Raw genomic sequence first — 17,830 nt, forward strand, 5'->3', positions numbered from 1 at the left:
GGTCAGGCGCGCAGGTCCAGGCCGATGTCCAGGACCGGCGAGGAGTGGGTGAGCGCGCCCACGGCGAGGAAGTCGACACCAGTCTGGGCGACCTCGCGCGCGCTGGCCAGGGTCAGCCCGCCGGAGGCCTCCAGCCGGGCCCGGCCGGCCACCAGCGCGACGGCCTCCTTCAGCTGCTCGACGGAGAAGTTGTCCAGCAGGATGAGGTCCGCCCCGGCGTCCAGCACCGGCGTGATCTGCTCCAGGGTGTCCACCTCGACCTCGACCGGCAGCTCCGGGTAGGCGGCCCGGACGGCCCGGAAGGCCTCGGCCACGCCGCCCGCGGCGACCACGTGGTTGTCCTTCACCAGCGCGGCGTCCGAGAGCGCCATCCGGTGGTTGGCGCCGCCGCCGCAGCGCACCGCGAACTTCTCCAGCGCGCGCAGGCCCGGGGTGGTCTTGCGGGTGTCCCGGACGACGGCGCCGGTGCCCTCCAGGGCGTCCGCCCAGGCCCGGGTCGCGGTGGCGATGCCGGACAGGTGGCAGAGCAGGTTGAGGGCGCTGCGCTCGGCGGTCAGCAGGTCGCGGGTACGCGAGCGGATCGACAGCAGGACCTGGCCGGCCTCGACCCGGTCACCGTCCTCGACGTGCCGCTCGACCTCGAACTCCTCCTCGCAGACCAGCGAGACGACGGCCTCGGCGATCCGCAGGCCGGCCACCACGCCGGCCTCGCGGGCGGTGAAGTCGGCCGTGGCGACGGCCTCGGCGGGCACGGTGGCCACCGAGGTCACGTCCTCGCCGCCGGCCAGGTCCTCGGCCAGCGCCAGGGTGGCGATGTCCTCGACCTCGACCGGGTCCAGCCCGGCGTCCTCCAGCAGCTCGGCCAACTGCGGGTCCAGGCCGGTCTCGTAGCCCTCGCCGTCCCCGCAGGCGCAGCCGTCGCCGCAGCCGCCCTGGTCGGCCAGGGGGAGTTCCTCGTGGGAGTGGGTCATGGTTCTACTGCTCCTCAGGGGTGCTGACGGGGTCGCCGGAGGGGGCGAGGGTGGTGATCAGGTGGCGCCGCCAGTGGGCGTCGTCGCGCTCGGGGAAGTCCTCGCGCCAGTGGCAGCCGCGGGTCTCCTCGCGCTGCGCGGCGGCCGCGACCAGGGCGGAGCCGACGAGCAGGAGGTTGGCGGCCTCCCAGGTCTCCACCCGGGGGTCGGCCGGCTTCTCCTCGGCCACGTGCGCGTACGCCTGCTCGGAGATCAGCGCGAGCCCCGCCGCGGCCTCGGCCATCAGGGCGGCGGAGCGCAGCACGCCCGCGCCGCGCGACATCAGCCGCTGGATCTCGGCGCGCGCCTCGGAGGGCGGCAGCGGGACCGGCCGGGCGGCCTGCGCGGCGCCCACGTCCACGGTGCGCTCGGGCAGCTCGCCGGCCGCGTGCCGCTCGGCCAGGTCGGCGGCGATCCGCTCGGCGAAGACCAGGCCCTCCAGCAGGGAGTTGGAGGCCAGCCGGTTGGCGCCGTGCACCCCGGTGCAGGCGACCTCGCCGCAGGCGTACAGGCCCGGGACGGAGGTGCGGCCGTGCCGGTCGGTGCGGACGCCGCCGGAGGCGTGGTGCGCGGCCGGGGCGATCGGGATCGGTTCGGTGACCGGGTCGATGCCGTGGGCGCGGCAGGCGGCGAGGATGGTCGGGAAGCGGTGCTCCCACATCTGCGCGCCGAAGTGCCGCCCGTCCAGGTACATGTGGTCGGCGCCCTGCTCCTGCATGCGCCGGGTGATCGCCTTGGCGACGATGTCGCGCGGGGCCAGCTCGGCCAGCTCGTGCTGCCCGACCATGAACCGCACGCCGTCCGCGTCCACCAGGTGGGCGCCCTCGCCGCGCACGGCCTCCGAGACCAGCGGCTGCTGGCCCTCGGCCTCCGGGCCGAGCCAGAGCACGGTCGGGTGGAACTGGACGAACTCCAGGTCGGTGACGGCGGCGCCGGCCCGCAGGGCCAGGGCCACGCCGTCTCCGGTGGTGACGGGCGGGTTGGTGGTGGCGGCGAAGACCTGGCCCATGCCGCCGGTGGCGAGCACCACCGCGCGGGCCCGGACGGCGCCGACGCCGTCGCGGGTGCCCTCGCCCATCACGTGCAGGGTGAGGCCGGCGGTGTGGCCCTCGGCGTCGGTCAGCAGGTCGAGGACGAGGGCGTGCTCGATCAGTTCGAGGTCCGGGTCCTCGCGGACCGCGGCGACCAGGGCGCGGGAGACCTCGGCGCCGGTGGCGTCCCCGCCCGCGTGCACGATCCGGTGCCGGTGGTGGCCGCCCTCGCGGGTGAGCAGGATCTCGCCGGCCTCGTCGCGGTCGAACGCGGCGCCGACCTCGATCAGCCGGCGGACGGAGTCCGGGCCCTCGGTGACGAGGGTGCGCACGGCCTCCTCGTCACAGATCCCGGCGCCGGCGACCAGGGTGTCGTCCAGGTGCTGCTCGGGGGTGTCCCCCTCGCCCAGGGCGGCGGCTATGCCGCCCTGGGCCCAGCGGGTGGAGCCTTCGTCCAGCATCGCCTTGGTGACCACCATGGCCCGCAGGCCGGCCTTGCGGACGTTGAGGGCGACGGTGAGACCGGCGACGCCGGAGCCGACCACGACCACGTCGGTGGTCGCGGTCCAACCCGGGGCCGGGGCGGTGAGGCGATGCGTAACGGACATGGCTCAGCGGCTCCTTCAGCGCGCGGCCGTGGTGGCCGCGCCGTCCTCGTCACGGTACGCCGCGTCCCCGCGGAGCAGTCCGCTGCCCTCCGGGGCCTCGGCGGGGTCGCCGCCGAAGCCGGTGATCCGGTTGTCCGCGTCCACGAACACGACCTTCGGCTCGTAGCCCTTCGCCTCGGCCGTGTCCATCTGCCCGTAGGCGATGAGGATGACCAGGTCGCCGGGGTGGACCAGGCGGGCGGCCGCGCCGTTGATGCCGATCACGCCGGTGCCGCGCGGGCCGGCGATGGTGTACGTCTCCAGCCGGGCACCGTTGTTGATGTCGACGATGTGGACCAGCTCGCCGGGGAGCAGGTCGGCGGCGTCGAGCAGGTCCTCGTCCACCGTGACGGATCCCACGTAGTGCAGGTCGGCCTGGGTCACGGTGGCCCGGTGGATCTTGGACTTGAGCATGGTGCGGAGCATGTGGTCACGCCTCCTGTGAGTGCATGCCGGAAGGGGTAACTGCCGAAGTGCCGAAATTACCGAATTGCCGAATTACCGAATTACCGAATTACCGAACGATGATGCGGACGTTGTCGATCAGGCGGGTCGAGCCCACCTTCGCGGCGACGGCCAGCACCGCCTCGCCCTGGAAGTCGTCCGCCGCCTCGGTGAAGGCGTGCGGGTCGATCAGGGCGAGGTAGTCAAGGGTGACACCCTCGGCGCCGTCCAGGACGGCCGCGGCGGCCTCGCGGACGGCCTTCGGGCCCTGCGCGGCGACGTCGCGGCCCGCGAACAGGGCCTTGGACAGGACGAGGGCGTGGGCCCGCTCCTCCTCGGAGAGGTAGCGGTTGCGCGAGGACAGCGCCAGGCCGTCCTCCTCGCGGACGGTCGGCACGCCGACGATCTCGACGTCGAAGTCCAGGTCGGCGACCATCCGCTGGATGACCGCCAGCTGCTGGGCGTCCTTCTCGCCGAAGAAGGCGAAGTCCGGGTCGGTGATGTGCAGCAGCTTGGCGACGACGGTCAGCACGCCGTCGAAGTGGCCGGGCCGGGTGGCGCCCTCGAAGCGCTCGCCCATCGGGCCGGCCGCCATCCGCACCTGCGGCTCGCCGTTCGGGTAGACCTCGTCGACGGTCGGTGCGAACACCACGTCGGCGCCGTTCTCCTCGGCCAGCTGCACGTCGGCGTCGAGGGTGCGCGGGTAGCGCTCCAAGTCCTCGGACGGGCCGAACTGCAGCGGGTTGACGAAGACCGTCACCGCGACCCGGCCCTCCCGGCCGACCTGCTTGCGGGCGGCCCGGATCAGCGCGGCGTGGCCCTCGTGCAGCGCGCCCATGGTCATCACGACGGCGTTGTCCACCGGCCGCTCGTCGGGCCAGAACGCGGCCTCGAAGTCGTCCACGGTGCGGGTCACGACGGCCCGGTGGACCTTCGGCGTCCGCTGGGCCTTGCTCGGCTGCTTACCGCGTGCCATCTAGCGCTTCTCCTCGTTGAGTACGTCCAGCAGCGCCGCCGCCGACGCTTCGTCGATCGTCCCGCCGGCGAGTGCCCGCTGCGCGGTGGCACGGGCCATCGCCCGGTAGGCGGCCGGGATGTCCGGGGACACCGTACTGAGCTGCGCCAGGTGGCGCCGCACGGTCCCCGTGTCGCCCCGGGCGACCGGGCCGGTGAGGGCCGCGTCGCCGGAGCGCAGGCTGTTGTCCAGGGCCGCGCCGAGCAGCGGGCCGAGCATCCGGCCGGGCTCGGCGACGCCGGCCGTGCGCAGCAGCTCCATGGCCTGCGCGACCAGCGTGACCAGGTGGTTCGCGCCGTGCGCGAGAGCCGTGTGGTAGAGCGGGCGGACGCCCTCGGGCACCCACTCGGGCTCGCCGCCCATCTCCACCACCAGCGCCTCGGCGACCGGCCGCAGCTCCTCGGGGGCGGTCACGCCGAACGGGCAGCCGGCCAGCCGGGCCAGGTCGACGGAGGTGCCGGTGAAGGTCATCGCCGGGTGCAGCGCGAGCGGCAGCGCCCCGGCCCGGGTGGCGGGCTCCAGGATGCCGACGCCGTGCGCGCCGGAGGTGTGCACGAGCAGCTGGCCGGGGCGGACGGCCCCGGTGGCGGCCAGACCGGCCACCAGGTCGGCCAGCGCGTCGTCCGGGACGGTCAGCAGGACGAGGTCGGCGGCGGCCAGGACCTGCGGCGGGGTGACGACCCGCACGCCCGGCAGCAGCGCGTCGGCGCGCCGGCGGGAGGCCGCGGACACCCCGGAGGCGGCGACCACGGTGTGCCCCGCGAGCTGCAGCGCGGCGCCCAGCGCCGGGCCGACCCGGCCGGTGCCCACCACGCCCACCGCGAGCCGGGCCGGCCGGTTACCGGGGTCCCCGGGGTCGCCGAGCGGGGCGAGACCACTGAAGTCGGACGAACTCATGTCCACCCTTGTCCTGAATGACCGTTCCAGTCCACCGCGGGTACCGGACGTACCGCCCCAGTCTACGGGGGCGTCAGTCCGTCGCCCCGGCCCGGATCAGCCCGGCCTCGTACGCCAGCACCACGGCCTGCACCCGGTCGCGCAGGCCGAGCTTGGCCAGGATGCGGCCGACGTGGGTCTTCACGGTGGCCTCGGACAGCACCAGCCGGGCCGCGATCTCGCCGTTCGACAGCCCCTGGGCGACCAGCAGGAACACCTCCCGCTCGCGCTCGGTCAGCGGGGCGACGACGTCCGAGCCGGGCGTGCTCTGCGGAGTGGGCAGCACCTCGGCGAAGCGGTCGATCATCCGGCGGGTGGTGGTCGGGGCGACCACCGCGTCCCCGCCGTGCACGGCGCGGATCGCGGCCACCAGCTCGGTCGGCGGGACGTCCTTGAGCAGGAAGCCGCTGGCCCCGGCCTTGAGCGCGGCGAAGGCGTACTCGTCCAGGTCGAAGGTGGTGAGGATGAGCACCCGCGGGGCGCCCGGCAGCGGGCTGCCGTCCTCCGCCAGGCAGATCCGCCGGGTGGCCTGCACGCCGTCCAGGCGCGGCATCCGGACGTCCATCAGGATCACGTCCACCGAGGTGTGCCGCAGTTTCTCCAGGGCCTGGACACCGTCGCCGGCCTCGGCGGCGATCTCGATGTCGCCCTGCGACTGCAGGATCATCCGGAAGCCGGTGCGCAGCAGCTCCTGGTCGTCGACGAGCATCACGCGGATGGTCAAGGGGGCTCTCCTCGGAGGGGTCAGTGTGCTGCCTTGAGCGGGAGGACGGCGCGGATGCGGAAGCCGCCGCCAGGGCGGGGGCCGACGTCCAGGCTGCCGCTGACCATGCCGACGCGCTCGCGCATGCCGATCAGGCCGTGGCCGGGGCCGTCGGTGCCGTGGGCGGTGAGCTGCTCGTCGGTGGTGCCGCGGCCGTCGTCCTCGACCAGGACGGCGAGTTCGCGTTCGCCGAAGTCGACGGCGACCCGGGCGTGGGCGTGCGGGCCGCCGTGCTTGCGGACGTTGGTGAGGGCTTCCTGCACGATCCGGTAGACGGTGAGCTCGACGCCGCGCGGGAGTTCGCGCGGGCGGCCCGAGGTGTCGTAGTCGACGTGCAGGCCGGCGGTGCGGACCTGTTCGAGCAGCTCCGGCAGCTCCTCGACGCCGGGCTGCGGCAGGTACTCCTCGGCCGAGGTGTCGGAGGTGCGCAGCACGCCCAGCAGGCGGCGCATCTCGGTGAGCGCCTGCCGGCCGGTGGCGGCGATGGTGCCGAGCGCCTGCTTGGCCTGCTGCGGGGAGTTGTCGAGCACGTACGCGGCACCGTCCGCCTGGACGATCATCACCGAGACGTTGTGCGCGACCACGTCGTGCAGCTCGCGGGCGATCCGGGCGCGCTCGGCGGCGACGGCGACCTTCGCCTGGGCGTCCCGCTCGCGCTCCAGCCGGGCGGCGCGGTCCTCCAGCTCGGTCAGGTAGGCGCGGCGCACCCGGGTCAGCCGGCCCCACGCCCAGCACAGGATGAACGGCGTGCTCATCAGCAGCATGATCAGCAGCGCCTCGCCGGCGGAGTACGGATGGGTGAGCACCTCGCCGCCCTGCACCGTCGTCTTCATCAGGTTCATCCGCCAGGACGCCAGCGGCCCGGCGGCCAGCCCGGCGGCCAGCGCCAGCCGGGAGGTCCACTTCTGGCCGAAGGCGGCGCCGGTGTAGGCGAAGACCAGGTAGGCGATGGAGGACCCGCCCGGATCGACGTCGGCGACCACCTGGCCGACCGCGACGCCGGTGGCGGCGCCGACGGTGACGTCGGGGAAGCGCCGGCGGAAGACCATCAGCAGCGGCAGCAGCACCGCCACCAGGACCTGGGCGTCGAAGCGCCAGCCGCCCTCGGGGTGGTCGGCGTTCGGCAGCAGGCCGAGGAACAGCACGATCGCCGCCCAGGCGGCGTCGACCACCATGGGGTGACGGCGGAGCCAGGCGTTGAGTCGATGCACCTCTCCAGCGTAGGCAGTCGCGCACCGTGCCCAGGTCAGCCGGTAGGGCGATCCGGTCCTACTCCGTAGGTCGGAGACGTCCCGGTGCCGGTTCCGAGGGGAGGCCCGGAGCCGGGTAGCGTCCCCGTCCATGACGTGGATGCGGTGGGCGCCCGCCGTGGAACAGGCGCTGTACGACCCGGACGGCGGTTTCTACCACCGGCCCGAGGGCCCGGCCGGGCACTTCCGCACCTCGGTGCACGCCTCGCCCAGGTTCGCCCGTGCGGTGGCCCGGCTGCTGCTGGAGGTTGACGCGGCCCTCGGCCGGCCGGAGGAGCTGGCCCTGGTCGACGTCGGGGCCGGGCGCGGCGAACTGCTCACCGGGGTGCTGGCCGAACTGCCCGCCGAGGTGCTGGCCCGGCTGCGCCCGTACGGCGTGGAGATCGCGGACCGCCCGGCCGCGCTGCCGTCCACAGCCCTGTGGACGGACGAGCCGCCGCGCGGCGTCACCGGGCTGCTGTTCGCCAACGAGTGGCTGGACAACGTGCCGCTGGACGCCGGGGAGGTGGACGAGGACGGGGTGCTGCGCTACATCGAGGTGGACACCGCCACCGGCGAGGAGCGGTTCGGCGAGCCGGTGTCGGCCGCCGACGCGGCCTGGTCCGAGCGCTGGTGGCCGGTCGAACACCCCGGGGACTTCGTGGAGTTCGGCGGCCCCCGGGACGCCGCCTGGGCGCGGGCCGTCGCCGGGCTGGAGCGCGGTCTGGCCGTCGCCGTCGACTACGGGCACACGGCCGAGCGGCGGCCGCTCTTCGGGACGCACGCCGGCTTCCGGGACGGCCGCGAGGTGGCGCCGGTGCCGGACGGCTCCTGCGACGTGACCGCGCACGTCGCGCTGGACTCGATCGCCGTGCCCGGTCTCCACAGCCTGTGGACGACCCAGCGCGAGGCCCTGCGCGCGCTCGGCGTGACCGGCGCACGCCCGCCGCTCGCCCTCGCCTCCACCGACCCGGCGGCCTACCTGCGGGCGCTCGGCGGCGCGGGGGAGGGGGCCGAACTCACCGACCCGGCCGGACTGGGCCGCTTCGGGTGGGTCCTGCAGGCCGTCCGCATGCCGCCCCTGGACATTTTCAAAGCGGCTCCGAGCCTGGAGGCGCTGCCGGGATGGCAGACTCTGGGGGCATGAGGGAGACCACGGTCGGCATCGGGGCGGGCGCCGAGAACGTCACGGGCGAGACGGGCACCACCGACATGGTGCTCAACATCGGCCCGCAGCACCCCGCCACGCACGGCGTGCTGCGGCTGCGCCTGCTGCTGGACGGCGAGCGGATCGTCACCGCCGAGCCGGTGATCGGCTACATGCACCGCGGCGCGGAGAAGCTGTTCGAGGCCCGGGACTACCGGCAGATCATCATGCTGGCCAACCGGCACGACTGGCTCTCCGCGTTCTCCAACGAACTCGGCGTCGTGCTCGGCGTCGAGCGGATGCTCGGCATGGAGGTCCCCGAGCGGGCGGTGTGGCTGCGCACCCTGCTCGCCGAGCTGAACCGGGTGCTCAACCACCTGATGTTCCTCGGCTCCTACCCGCTGGAGCTCGGCGGGATCACCCCGATCTTCCACGCCTTCAACGGCCGCGAGGACCTCCAGCACGTGCTGGAGGAGGCCTCCGGCGGGCGGATGCACTACATGTTCAACCGGGTCGGCGGCCTCAAGGAGGACGTCCCGGCGGGCTGGCTCGGCCGGGTCCGCGCCGCCCTCACCACCGTCCGCGCGCAGCTGCCCGCCATCGAGGACCTCGTCCTCGGCAACGAGATCTTCCGCGCCCGCACCGCCGGCGTCGGCGTCCTCACCCGGGCGCAGGCCGAGGCGTACGGCGTCAGCGGCCCGATCGCCCGGGCCAGCGGCCTCGACTTCGACCTGCGCCGCGACGAGCCCTACCTCGCGTACGGCAGCGACGAACTGCGGCAGGTGCTCACCGTCGTCACCCGCGAGGAGGGCGACTGCCTGGCCCGCTTCGAGTGCCTGCTGGAGCAGACCGCCAACTCGCTGGACCTCGCCGACGCCTGCCTCGACAAGCTCGCCACCCTGGCGCCCGGCCCGGTCAACCAGCGGCTGCCCAAGGTGCTCAAGGCACCTGAGGGCAGCACCTACACCTGGACCGAGAACCCGCTCGGGATCAACGGCTACTACCTGGTCTCGCGCGGCGACAAGACGCCGTGGCGGCTCAAGCTGCGCTCGGCGTCGTTCAACAACGTCCAGGCGCTGACCGAGCTGCTGCCGGGCACGCTGGTCGCGGACATGGTGGCGATCCTCGGGTCGATGTTCTTCGTGGTCGGGGACATCGACAAGTAGGCGGGCCGCCCGGGCCGGCGTGCCGTTCGGCCGGCCGGCCGCTCAGTCCTTCCAGGCCTTCTTCGCGGACTTGGCCGGCTTCGCGGGGTCGGCCGGGTGCGGGGCCACCTTGCGGTCGCCCTTGGTGGCGATCCGCTCCTCGCACAGCCCCGCCAGCACGCCGTACGCCGCCTTGCCCATCAGCTCGGTGAGCTCCGGGCGGTAGCTGACGTACACCGGTTCGGCGCCCTGGTGCGCGGCCGGGGCGCCGGTGCACCACCAGTGCAGGTCGTGGCCGCCCGGGCCCCAGCCGCGACGGTCGTACTCGCCGATCGAGACCTGCAGGTAGCGGGTGTCGTCCGGGCGGTCGATCCAGTCGTAGGTGCGGCGGATCGGCAGCTGCCAGCAGACGTCCGGCTTGAACTCCAGCGGCTCGTGGCCCTCCTTGAGGGCGAGCGCGTGCAGGGCGCAGCCGGCGCCGCCCGCGAAGCCGGGGCTGTTCACGAAGATGCAGGCGCCGTCGACCCGGCGGGTCTGGCGGTCGCCGTCCTCGTCCAGCATGGTGATGCCGCCGTCCGACTTCAGCCGGCCCTTGGCGTCGGTGCCCTCGGCGAAGTTCTCCCACAGCTCCGGCGTCAGCCGGGCCGCGTGCTTCAGGACGCGCTTCTCGTCGTCCTCGTCCGAGTAGTGCGCGCCCAGCGTGCAGCAGCCGTCCGAGGCGCCGCGGCCCTCGCGGATGCCGTGGCAGCCCTGGCCGAACACGCAGGACCAGCGGGAGGTCAGCCAGGTCAGGTCGCAGCGGAAGACCTGCTCGGTGTCGTCCGGGTCGGCGAACTCGACCCAGGCGCGCGGGAAGTCCAGCGGGACCTCGTCGCGCGGGATCTCGCGGCGCAGCGTCGGCATCGCGAGGTCGACGGGGGCCGGGGCGGGGGCGGAGGCGGCCTCGGGCTTCGCCTTGGCCTTCTTCTTGGACGTTTCTGCTGGTGCCACCCGGCAAGGGTAGAGCTTTCCCGGCGAACCGGGCGGAACGGGAGGGTGGCGTTCCGCCCGGTGCCGGGGTGAAGGGGGAGTGAAGAGCTGCCGCGCTGTCGCGGGGCCGGGGCGCCCGGGTGCCTAGGATGGCGGCCGGTCGACGGGGAGGTACGGGGATGGCGAGCGGCGACAAGGCTTCCGGCGCACCGGAGTTCGTCCTCAGGCCGTGGGAACTGCACGGCGAGGGGCGGGAGTTCGAGAAGATCGGACGCGAGCTGACGAAGGCCGTGAGCGCCCTCGAACAGGGCCTCGCCGCCCTCGGCACCCCCTGGGGAGCGGACGGGCCGGGCGGCGTCTTCGCCGCCGCCTGGGGCCCGGCGCGCGGAGAACTCACCGGCGGGCTGCGGGGGCTGGCCACCCGGGTCGGGCAGGTCGGGGCCGGGCTGCACACCATGGCCGGGCGGACGACCGACACGGACACCTCGGCGGCGACCGGGTTCGGGGCGGGGCCGGCACTTCCCCCGCAACCGGCAACCCCGGGGGCGGCGCCGGCCGTCCCCCAGGACATGTCGGTCTGACGGCACCGGCCCGAACGGGAGGACGCGCGTGTCCCGGAAACTGCCCGAGGAACTGGTCCCGGCGCTGACGAGGACCGGCCGCCACTGGCCGCAGGCCGACGAGGACGGCCTGCGCAAGGCCGCCGCCCTGTGGCGGGAGTTCGGCACCGAGGCGGACGGCGCCGCCCGCCGCTGCGGCGAATCCGTCCGGCGGGTGACCGCCGACAACTCCGGCCACGCCGTCGACGCCTTCGCCGCGTACTGGCAGGCGTTCAGCGGCGGCGGCAAGGGCCACCTGGACGACGCGCACACGGCGGTCGGCCTGGTCGCCACCGCCTTCGACACGGCCGCCCGGGCGGTGGACGGCTGCAAGGCCGAGATCGTCACGACCCTGCGCCAGCTCGCCGCCGACCTCAAGCAGGCCGAGGAGGCCGCGGCGGCCTCCTCGGCCGCCGCCAAGGTCAAGGCGGCCGCCGGCGGCGGCGCGAAGGGGCTCGACGGCTTCGCGGCCAAGGTCAGGAACGCCGCCGCCGCGCAGGTCGCCGAAGCGGCGGAGGTCCTCGCCGTCGAGGTCGCCGGGCTGAAGATCGACGGCCTGCTCACCGAACTCGGCCGCGCCATGAAGGACGCCATGGCCACCGCCCTCAAGGAGCCGGCGGCCGTCCACCTGCTCCGGCTCGGCCCCGACACCAGGCACGGCAACGGCACCCGGGTCACCGCCGCCTCCTACCGCGGCGGCGCCGTCGACCCGCTCGGCGCCGGACTGCCCGCCGCCCTCGGCGAACCGGGTGTGCTCGGGCGGGGCGGCACCGGGCTCGTCCTGCTCACCGGCCAGGACGGCCGGCAGGTCGTCGGCGTGCCCGGGCTCAGCGTCGCGCTCGACGAGCACGGGCAGCCCGTCCTCGGCGCGGACGGCAAGCCGGTGATCCTGCGGGCGGACGGCACGCCCGTCGCCGACGCCACCGGGCTGCAGGTCCTCACCGGGCCGGACGGCAAGCCCGTCGTCGGGGTGCCCGGGATCGGCGTCGCGCTCGACGGGCACGGGCGGCCGGTGCTCACCGACCAGACCGGGCGGGAGGTCCAGGGGCTGGCGCTCGGCGACGCCGAGCGGAAGGGCCACCCGCCGGGGCCGCTGACGGCGGCCGCTGCCGGGAACGTCACCGGTGACGTCCCCGGTGATGTCACCGGGAACGCCCCCGCGGCGGCCCCGAACGGGCCGCACCGGGCCACGGTGCCCGCCGCCACCGACTGGTCGCCGCCGCCCGCGCGCGACGACGAACCGGCCTGGGGCGGCGGACACCAGCGGACGGCCGCGCCCGCCCACCGGAGCGGTGGCTCGGCGGGGTGGTCGGACGGGGACTACCCGCTGGCCGCGCCGGCGCCCGTGTCGGCGTCGGCGCCCGCGCCCTCGCACGGCGGAGGGAGCGCGCCCGTCACCGTCCGGACGGACTCGGTGGCCGCGCCGCCCGCGCCCGCCGGGCCCACCGGGCCCGCGTACGGCCCGACGTACGGCAGCCCGGCGTCGGAGGCCCCGGCGGCAGTCCGGCCGGTCGGGGTGCCCGGGCTCGTCGGCATGCCCGCGCAGTTCGGGACACCGGTGCCCGGCGCCGTCCCCCCGGTCGGGCCGGGGCCGCTCGCCGGCGGCGGGCCCGCACCCGCGGTACCCGGCGCGGCGCCCTTCGGCAGCGGCGTCGGGGCCGGTGCCGCGGCCGGTGCCGCGATCGGCGCGCCCGCCGTCCGCCCGCCCGCGGCCGGTGCCGCACCACTCCCGGTGCTGCCGCCGGTCGTCGGCACCACCCCGATCGTCGGTACCACCCCGGTGGTCGGGCGGCCCGAACCGCACCACCTCGACGGCCGCCGCCGCGACGGCACCGGGCCGGCCACCGACCAGAGCCTCCTCTGGGGCGTCGTCCCCGTCGCCACCGCTCACGCCACCGCCCTCCAACTCGCCCTGCGCGCCCGGCGCGACGCGACCCCGGACGAGCTCGCGGCACGGCTGCGCACCATCGCCGACAGCCGCCCCTATGGGCGGCCCGGCGGCCTCGCCCCCGTCGACCCCCAGCACCAGGCCGAACTCGAACGCCGCGCGCCCCGGGACGAGCACGGCTGGTTCGTCCGCCACCCCGATCCGGCCGCGGCCGGCGACTGGGCCGAGGCCGTCAACGACGGCGGGTACCGCGAACCCGGGCGCGCCAACAACAGCCTGGAGATCGCGCTCTCCGCCGTCGACACCTACACCGGCCGCCCCACCTGCGCCGCCCCGCGCATCCCCACCGAGGGCGACGCCGGCGAACGCGGCGGCCGCGACCGCGCCGAACGCGAACTCGGCGCGCCCTTCCAGGACCTCGGCGACGGCGGCCAGGCCTTCGACCGCCTCACCGGAGAACTGCGCCGCGCCGGCCACGGCTCCCAGGCGGTCCTCCTCACCCTGGACGGCTTCGGCCGCCCGCACGCCTGGAACGCGGTCAACCACCAGGACCACGTCACCTACCTCGACCACCAACTCGCCCGCCGCGCCCCCACCCCCCTCCACCCCGCCACGCACGGCCTCTGGGCCATCGCCCTCGCCCCCGAAGGCCACCCCCTCGACCTCACCCCCACCCCGTGACCCCCCCAGGCCCTCGGCCTGACCACCTGCACCAGAAGTCGGCAGGGCCGACTTCTGGTGCAGGTGAGGGCCTCCGGCCTGACGTCCCGCGCGGGCCGGTTGCGGCGTGAGAAGTCGGCTAGCCCGACTTTTCGTGAGAGCGGGAGGGTGCCCGGCCCGCTTTCGGCGCGGGCCTCTGCGCTCGGGGGTCTGCGCTGCGCCGGAGGTCTCGGTCGCGCGGGAAGTCGGCAGGGCCGACTTTCGGGGTGCCGGGGGTCGGCCGGCCCGGCGGGTCGCTGACGCACGAGAAGTCGACCGGCCCGACTTTTCGTGCGCGATGGCTGCTGCCGGGGGGCCGTTTGCTCTGGGGGCTGGAAATTGGCCGGATTGACTTCTCCGGCAGGGGGGTTTGTTCGGCTGAGGTTTGGGTGGGGGCGGCCGGATGTGCTGCGGGGGTGTTGCTCGGGCGTAGGGTCGCGGCGGGCGGTTCGGGTGTGGGGCGGACGGTGGGACGGGGGTGCGCGGGGTGATCTCGCGGGCGCAGGCGGTGGAGGTGGGGAACCGGTGGATCAACGGGGACCTGCCGCAGGGGGCCGGGCAGGGGCGCCGGGTCCGTACGCACGAGTTCGAGTGCGGCTGGGTGGTGTGGGCCGAGCCGGCGCCGGTGGCGGTCGATCCGCGGACAGGTGAGCGCCGGGCGCCCGAGGAGGTGGGGGCGGCCTGTGGCGTGGTGGACGGGCTGAGCGGGCGGTTCACGGTGTGGCCGTCCGTGCCGGTGGACGAAGTGGTCGCCCTCTACCGGGACTTCGTGGGCGCGGGCGGCTACGACCCGGCCCTCCCGCCGGCCACCGGCCGGGGTGCCCGCGCCGAGCTGGTCTACCGGGACGCCGCCGGCGAGCCGTGCTCGCTGGCGCTGCGTTCGGCGCCCGGCCACCCGCATCCGGCGCTGCGCGGCTGGTGGTGGCTGCGCGAGCAGGGCGTGGCGGCCGAGGATGTGCTGGCCGTCCGGACTGATCTGCGGGTGGGCGCGCTGCCCGGCGGCTACTGGGCGTACGCGCTGGCGGCCGAACTGCCGGACGTCCGGCTGGAGTTCGCCCTGCCGTACGGCCCGCGCTTCGACCGCCGGGCCGCCGCGGTGCGGGCGCTGCCCGCGCCGGAGGACGGCGGCCCGGCCCGTAACCGGGTGCCGTTCCCGCGCGGCCCGATCGGTACCCGGGCCCCGGCGGGGCCGGACGCGGTGTCGAACGCGGAGCCGGACGCGGTGCTGGCGGCCCGGCTGGCCGAGCGGTTCGGCCCGGCCGGGGTGCGGCGCTTCGATCCGGCGGACGTGGTCCGCGCCGGGTTGCCCGGCGAGCCGGCGGCCCTGCTGCGGACGGTGGGCGTGCCGGTCGGCGTCCCGGGTTTCTTCGCGCTGCACCACCCGGGGGTGGCCGCGATCGCGGACGGGTCCCGCCCGCCCGGCGCGCTGCCCGTCCTGGCCGCCCACCTGGCGGGGCTCGGGCGCGGCACCCGGGTGGCCGAGCGCGAGCGGGCGGCGCTCGACGGCCGGGTGGTGCTCGGGACGGACGGCTGGGCGCTGGTGACCCTGGACGCGGCGGACGGCGCCGTCCGCGCCGTGGACCCGGACGACGCGACGGCCCGGCACTGCAACGCCGACCTGCGCTCCTTCCTCCACTGCCTGGAGCTGTTCGCCGACCGGCTGCCCGGCCTGCGCGGGCTCGACCCGGCGGCCACCGGAGCGGCGGTGGACGCCTTGCAGCGTGCGCTGGCGGCCCGGGACGGTACGGTCTTCGACGATCCGGAGAACTGGTGGGCCGTGATCGTCGAGCAGCTGTGGGACGGGCTGCTCTGATCGATCCGGGTCACCGGTCCCGGCCGTTGTCCCTCTCGGAGCGGGACGCGGACGGACCGCCGGGAACCGAACCGTGCCGTCGAGCGGTCAGAGCAGTTCGACGAGACCGCCCGAGCAGGAGCTGGAGCCACCGAGCCGTGACCGCCTCGCCCCGCGCCGCCCAGACGGCCGTCCTTGCCACGCTCGCGATCCTGGCCGCCGGGTGCGCCGCCGGCCCCGCGGGCGGCCCCGTGCTGCGGGACCGCGCCCAGGCCGCGCCGCCGGCCTGCGACAACCCGGTGGTGGTGGGCCACCGCGGCTCTCCGCGCAGCGCGCCCGAGAACACCATGGCCTCCTTCGAGGCGGCCCTCGACCAGGGCGCGGACTGGCTGGAGACGGACGTCCAGACCACCCGGGACGGGGTGCCGGTGCTGATGCACGACCCGACCGTGGACCGCACCACCAACGGCAAGGGCGCGGTCGGCGACCTGACCGCCGCTCAGGTCGCCGCGCTGCGGGTGACGATCGGCCCCGGCTCGCCCGAGCCCGTGCCCACCCTGGAGCAGCTGCTCAAGCGCCTGAGCACCAGCAACGCCACGCTGCTGATGGAGATCAAGTGGCAGCGCACCCCGGAGGACGTCACCCGGATCGCCCGGATCGCCGCCGCCAGCGGCGCCCAAGTCATCCTGTACTCCTTCTCCGTCGACCACCTGCGCCGCGCCCACGCCGCCGCCCCCGGCCTGCCGCTGGTGCTGATCCAGGGCTCCGCGATCGCCGAGAACCCGGGCGACCTGCCGCTGCGCGGCGTGGCACTGGAGACCTCGCTGGCGGGGGCCGCCCGGATCGCGGCCGAGCGCCGGGCCGGCCGCGAGGTGTACGTCTGGACGGTCGACGACGAGGAGTCCTGGCAGACGATGGCCGCCCGCGGTGCGGACGGCGTGATCACCGACACCCCGGGCAAGGCCCGCCACTGGTCGGACGCGAACTGCCTGCCCGAGCGCCGGGTCTCCTCGCGCGGGCACTGACCACCCGGGGGCCGGCGGGCAGCACGCGGGGAAACCCGTGCGGAACCGGTCGGGAACCGGTCGGGAACCGGTCGGGAACCGGTCCCGGACCAGCGCGAATACCGCCACAACCGGTCTCCCCCCGCCCGTGATCGCGTAACTTGGAGAGTTATGCGACTCGGTGTGCTCGACGTAGGTTCCAACACGGTCCACTTCCTCGTGGTGGACGCCCATCCGGGCGCTGCCCCGCTGCCCGCTTACTCGCACAAGGCCGAGCTGCGCCTGGCCGAACTGCTCGACGAGACCGGCGCGATCAGCGAGACCGGCGTCGAGCGGCTGGTCGGCCACATCGCCTCCTCGCTGCGGGTGGCCGAGGACAAGGGCGTCGTCGACATCCTGCCGTTCGCCACCTCCGCCGTCCGCGAGGCCGCCAACGGCGAGGAGGTGCTGCGCCGGGTGGCCGCCGAGACCGGCGTCGAGCTGCGGGTGCTGTCCGGCCAGGACGAGGCCCGGCTCACCTTCCTGGCCGTCCGCCGCTGGTTCGGCTGGTCCTCGGGCCGGCTGCTGAACCTGGACATCGGCGGCGGCTCGCTGGAGATCGCCTCTGGTCTGGACGAGCAGCCGGACGTCGCCTGTTCGCTGCCGCTGGGCGCCGGCCGGCTGACCGCCCGCTGGCTGCCGGGGGACCTCGCCGACGCGGACGGGCTGCGCGAGCTGAGACGCCACGTCCGGGCCGAGATCGGCACGGTGGTCGGCGAGATCACCCGGCTGGGGCCGCCGCAGCACGCCGTCGCCACCTCCAAGACCTTCAAGCAGCTCGCCCGGATGACCGGCGCCGCCCCGGCGGACGCCGGCCCGTACGCGGACCGCCGGCTCACCCGGGTCGGGCTGTCCGCGTGGCTGCCCCGGCTGGCCGCGATGACCGTCGCCGAGCGGGCGCAGATCCCGGGCGTCTCGGAGGGCCGGGCCAAGCAGCTGCTGGCCGGCGCGATCGTCGCCGACGCCGCGATGGACCTGTTCGGCCTGGACGAGCTGGACGTCTGCCCGTGGGCGCTGCGCGAGGGCATCATCCTGCGCCGCCTGGACCACATGGACACCCCCGCCGACCGGCAGCCCCCGGCGCTCACCGGCTGAGCCCGGGCGGCGGGAGGACGGCCGGTTCCCGGCCGCCCGTCGGCCACCGGCTCCCCGTTCGGAGCGCCGTCCGCTTACGCTGTCTCCCGTGGTGCAACCAGCGGGCGAGGACGGTACGCGGGAGGGCCGCGCTTCCGGGGACGGGCAGCAGCGGCCGGACGGCCCGCGCCGCAAGCTCGGCAAGGCGGTCAAGGGCGCCACGGCGGCGCAGGCCGCGAAGGCCGTCAAGGCGGCCCAGCGCACCGCGAAGAAAGCGGCGACCAAGAAGGCGGCGGCCAAGAAGGCGGCGACGAAGACCGCCCCGACCGGGACCGCCCCCACCGCCGCGACCAAGAAGACCGCGACCGCCCGGGCCGCCGCCGAGACGGACCCCCGCGA

At 75.5% G+C, this 17,830-nt stretch carries 15 protein-coding genes; 7 read left to right on the plus strand and 8 right to left on the minus strand.

Translation table 11 applies throughout. The annotated features are described in order from the left end of the window. Positions 1-2 precede the first annotated feature (2 nt). From nadC to ACPC54_RS12625, 7 genes are all read right to left on the minus strand, one after another. Positions 3-971 carry a carboxylating nicotinate-nucleotide diphosphorylase gene (gene nadC / locus ACPC54_RS12595; protein WP_498964157.1) on the minus strand — a complete coding sequence of 323 codons (969 nt, stop codon included), beginning with the start codon at positions 969-971 and terminating at the stop codon, positions 3-5. A 4-nt stretch (positions 972-975) separates the two neighbouring features. Further along, positions 976-2,649: an L-aspartate oxidase gene (locus ACPC54_RS12600; protein WP_498964159.1), complete on the minus strand. Its 1,674-nt coding sequence runs from the start codon at positions 2,647-2,649 to the stop codon at positions 976-978. Positions 2,650-2,664: 15 nt separating this feature from the next. Then, positions 2,665-3,114 carry an aspartate 1-decarboxylase gene (gene panD / locus ACPC54_RS12605; protein ID WP_498964161.1) on the minus strand — a complete coding sequence of 150 codons (450 nt, stop codon included), beginning with the start codon at positions 3,112-3,114 and terminating at the stop codon, positions 2,665-2,667. Between the two features lie 88 nt (positions 3,115-3,202). Continuing rightward, a complete protein-coding gene (panC, locus tag ACPC54_RS12610) occupies positions 3,203-4,108 on the minus strand; it encodes a pantoate--beta-alanine ligase (protein ID WP_498964163.1) in 906 nt (301 codons plus the stop codon). Then, a complete protein-coding gene (locus tag ACPC54_RS12615; protein ID WP_498964165.1) occupies positions 4,109-5,044 on the minus strand; it encodes a Rossmann-like and DUF2520 domain-containing protein in 936 nt (311 codons plus the stop codon). It lies immediately after the preceding gene. A 73-nt stretch (positions 5,045-5,117) separates the two neighbouring features. After that, the gene (locus tag ACPC54_RS12620) at positions 5,118-5,807 is read right to left on the minus strand and encodes a response regulator (protein ID WP_045699227.1); all 690 of its coding nucleotides are present in this window, start codon (positions 5,805-5,807) and stop codon (positions 5,118-5,120) included. A 20-nt stretch (positions 5,808-5,827) separates the two neighbouring features. Further along, positions 5,828-7,057, minus strand: coding sequence for a sensor histidine kinase (locus ACPC54_RS12625; protein ID WP_498964167.1), 1,230 nt, complete (start codon positions 7,055-7,057; stop codon positions 5,828-5,830). Positions 7,058-7,187: 130 nt separating this feature from the next. Between ACPC54_RS12625 and ACPC54_RS12630 the strand changes: the two genes are divergently transcribed. Together ACPC54_RS12630 and ACPC54_RS12635 are read left to right on the plus strand one after the other, a co-directional pair. Beyond that, the gene (locus ACPC54_RS12630; RefSeq protein ID WP_498964169.1) at positions 7,188-8,222 is read left to right on the plus strand and encodes an SAM-dependent methyltransferase; all 1,035 of its coding nucleotides are present in this window, start codon (positions 7,188-7,190) and stop codon (positions 8,220-8,222) included. Then, positions 8,219-9,388 carry an NADH-quinone oxidoreductase subunit D gene (locus ACPC54_RS12635; protein ID WP_498964171.1) on the plus strand — a complete coding sequence of 390 codons (1,170 nt, stop codon included), beginning with the start codon at positions 8,219-8,221 and terminating at the stop codon, positions 9,386-9,388. The genes ACPC54_RS12630 and ACPC54_RS12635 overlap by 4 nt, the downstream gene beginning before the upstream one ends. 42 nt (positions 9,389-9,430) lie before the next feature. On the opposite strand, the gene ACPC54_RS12640 is transcribed toward ACPC54_RS12635, so the two are convergent. Beyond that, entirely contained in the window at positions 9,431-10,357 is a 927-nt protein-coding gene (locus ACPC54_RS12640) for a DUF3109 family protein (protein WP_498964173.1), read from the minus strand. A 158-nt stretch (positions 10,358-10,515) separates the two neighbouring features. Between ACPC54_RS12640 and ACPC54_RS12645 the strand changes: the two genes are divergently transcribed. From ACPC54_RS12645 to ACPC54_RS12665, 5 genes are all read left to right on the plus strand, one after another. Then, on the plus strand, positions 10,516-10,917 hold the full coding sequence (locus tag ACPC54_RS12645; protein WP_498964175.1) for a hypothetical protein: 402 nt from the start codon (positions 10,516-10,518) through the stop codon (positions 10,915-10,917). Between the two features lie 28 nt (positions 10,918-10,945). Continuing rightward, on the plus strand, positions 10,946-13,504 hold the full coding sequence (locus ACPC54_RS12650) for a toxin glutamine deamidase domain-containing protein (RefSeq protein ID WP_498964177.1): 2,559 nt from the start codon (positions 10,946-10,948) through the stop codon (positions 13,502-13,504). A 505-nt stretch (positions 13,505-14,009) separates the two neighbouring features. Then, the gene (locus ACPC54_RS12655; protein WP_498964179.1) at positions 14,010-15,335 is read left to right on the plus strand and encodes an SUKH-4 family immunity protein; all 1,326 of its coding nucleotides are present in this window, start codon (positions 14,010-14,012) and stop codon (positions 15,333-15,335) included. A 137-nt stretch (positions 15,336-15,472) separates the two neighbouring features. Beyond that, positions 15,473-16,339: a glycerophosphodiester phosphodiesterase gene (locus tag ACPC54_RS12660; RefSeq protein WP_498964181.1), complete on the plus strand. Its 867-nt coding sequence runs from the start codon at positions 15,473-15,475 to the stop codon at positions 16,337-16,339. Positions 16,340-16,489: 150 nt separating this feature from the next. Further along, positions 16,490-17,452: a Ppx/GppA family phosphatase gene (locus tag ACPC54_RS12665; protein WP_498964183.1), complete on the plus strand. Its 963-nt coding sequence runs from the start codon at positions 16,490-16,492 to the stop codon at positions 17,450-17,452. Positions 17,453-17,830 lie beyond the last annotated feature (378 nt).

Source organism: Kitasatospora sp. NPDC094028, assembly GCF_049543595.1.
GTDB lineage: Bacteria > Actinomycetota > Actinomycetes > Streptomycetales > Streptomycetaceae > Kitasatospora.

What these genes read in the sequence shown, in the direction of transcription:
- nadC (WP_498964157.1), bottom strand. Translation starts at nt 971, where the DNA reads ATGACCCACTCCCACGAGGAACTCCCCCTGGCCGACCAGGGCGGCTGC.
- ACPC54_RS12600 (WP_498964159.1), bottom strand. Translation starts at nt 2,649, where the DNA reads ATGTCCGTTACGCATCGCCTCACCGCCCCGGCCCCGGGTTGGACCGCG.
- panD (WP_498964161.1), bottom strand. Translation starts at nt 3,114, where the DNA reads ATGCTCCGCACCATGCTCAAGTCCAAGATCCACCGGGCCACCGTGACC.
- panC (WP_498964163.1), bottom strand. Translation starts at nt 4,108, where the DNA reads ATGGCACGCGGTAAGCAGCCGAGCAAGGCCCAGCGGACGCCGAAGGTC.
- ACPC54_RS12615 (WP_498964165.1), bottom strand. Translation starts at nt 5,044, where the DNA reads ATGAGTTCGTCCGACTTCAGTGGTCTCGCCCCGCTCGGCGACCCCGGG.
- ACPC54_RS12630 (WP_498964169.1), top strand. Translation starts at nt 7,188, where the DNA reads ATGACGTGGATGCGGTGGGCGCCCGCCGTGGAACAGGCGCTGTACGAC.
- ACPC54_RS12635 (WP_498964171.1), top strand. Translation starts at nt 8,219, where the DNA reads ATGAGGGAGACCACGGTCGGCATCGGGGCGGGCGCCGAGAACGTCACG.
- ACPC54_RS12645 (WP_498964175.1), top strand. Translation starts at nt 10,516, where the DNA reads ATGGCGAGCGGCGACAAGGCTTCCGGCGCACCGGAGTTCGTCCTCAGG.
- ACPC54_RS12665 (WP_498964183.1), top strand. Translation starts at nt 16,490, where the DNA reads ATGCGACTCGGTGTGCTCGACGTAGGTTCCAACACGGTCCACTTCCTC.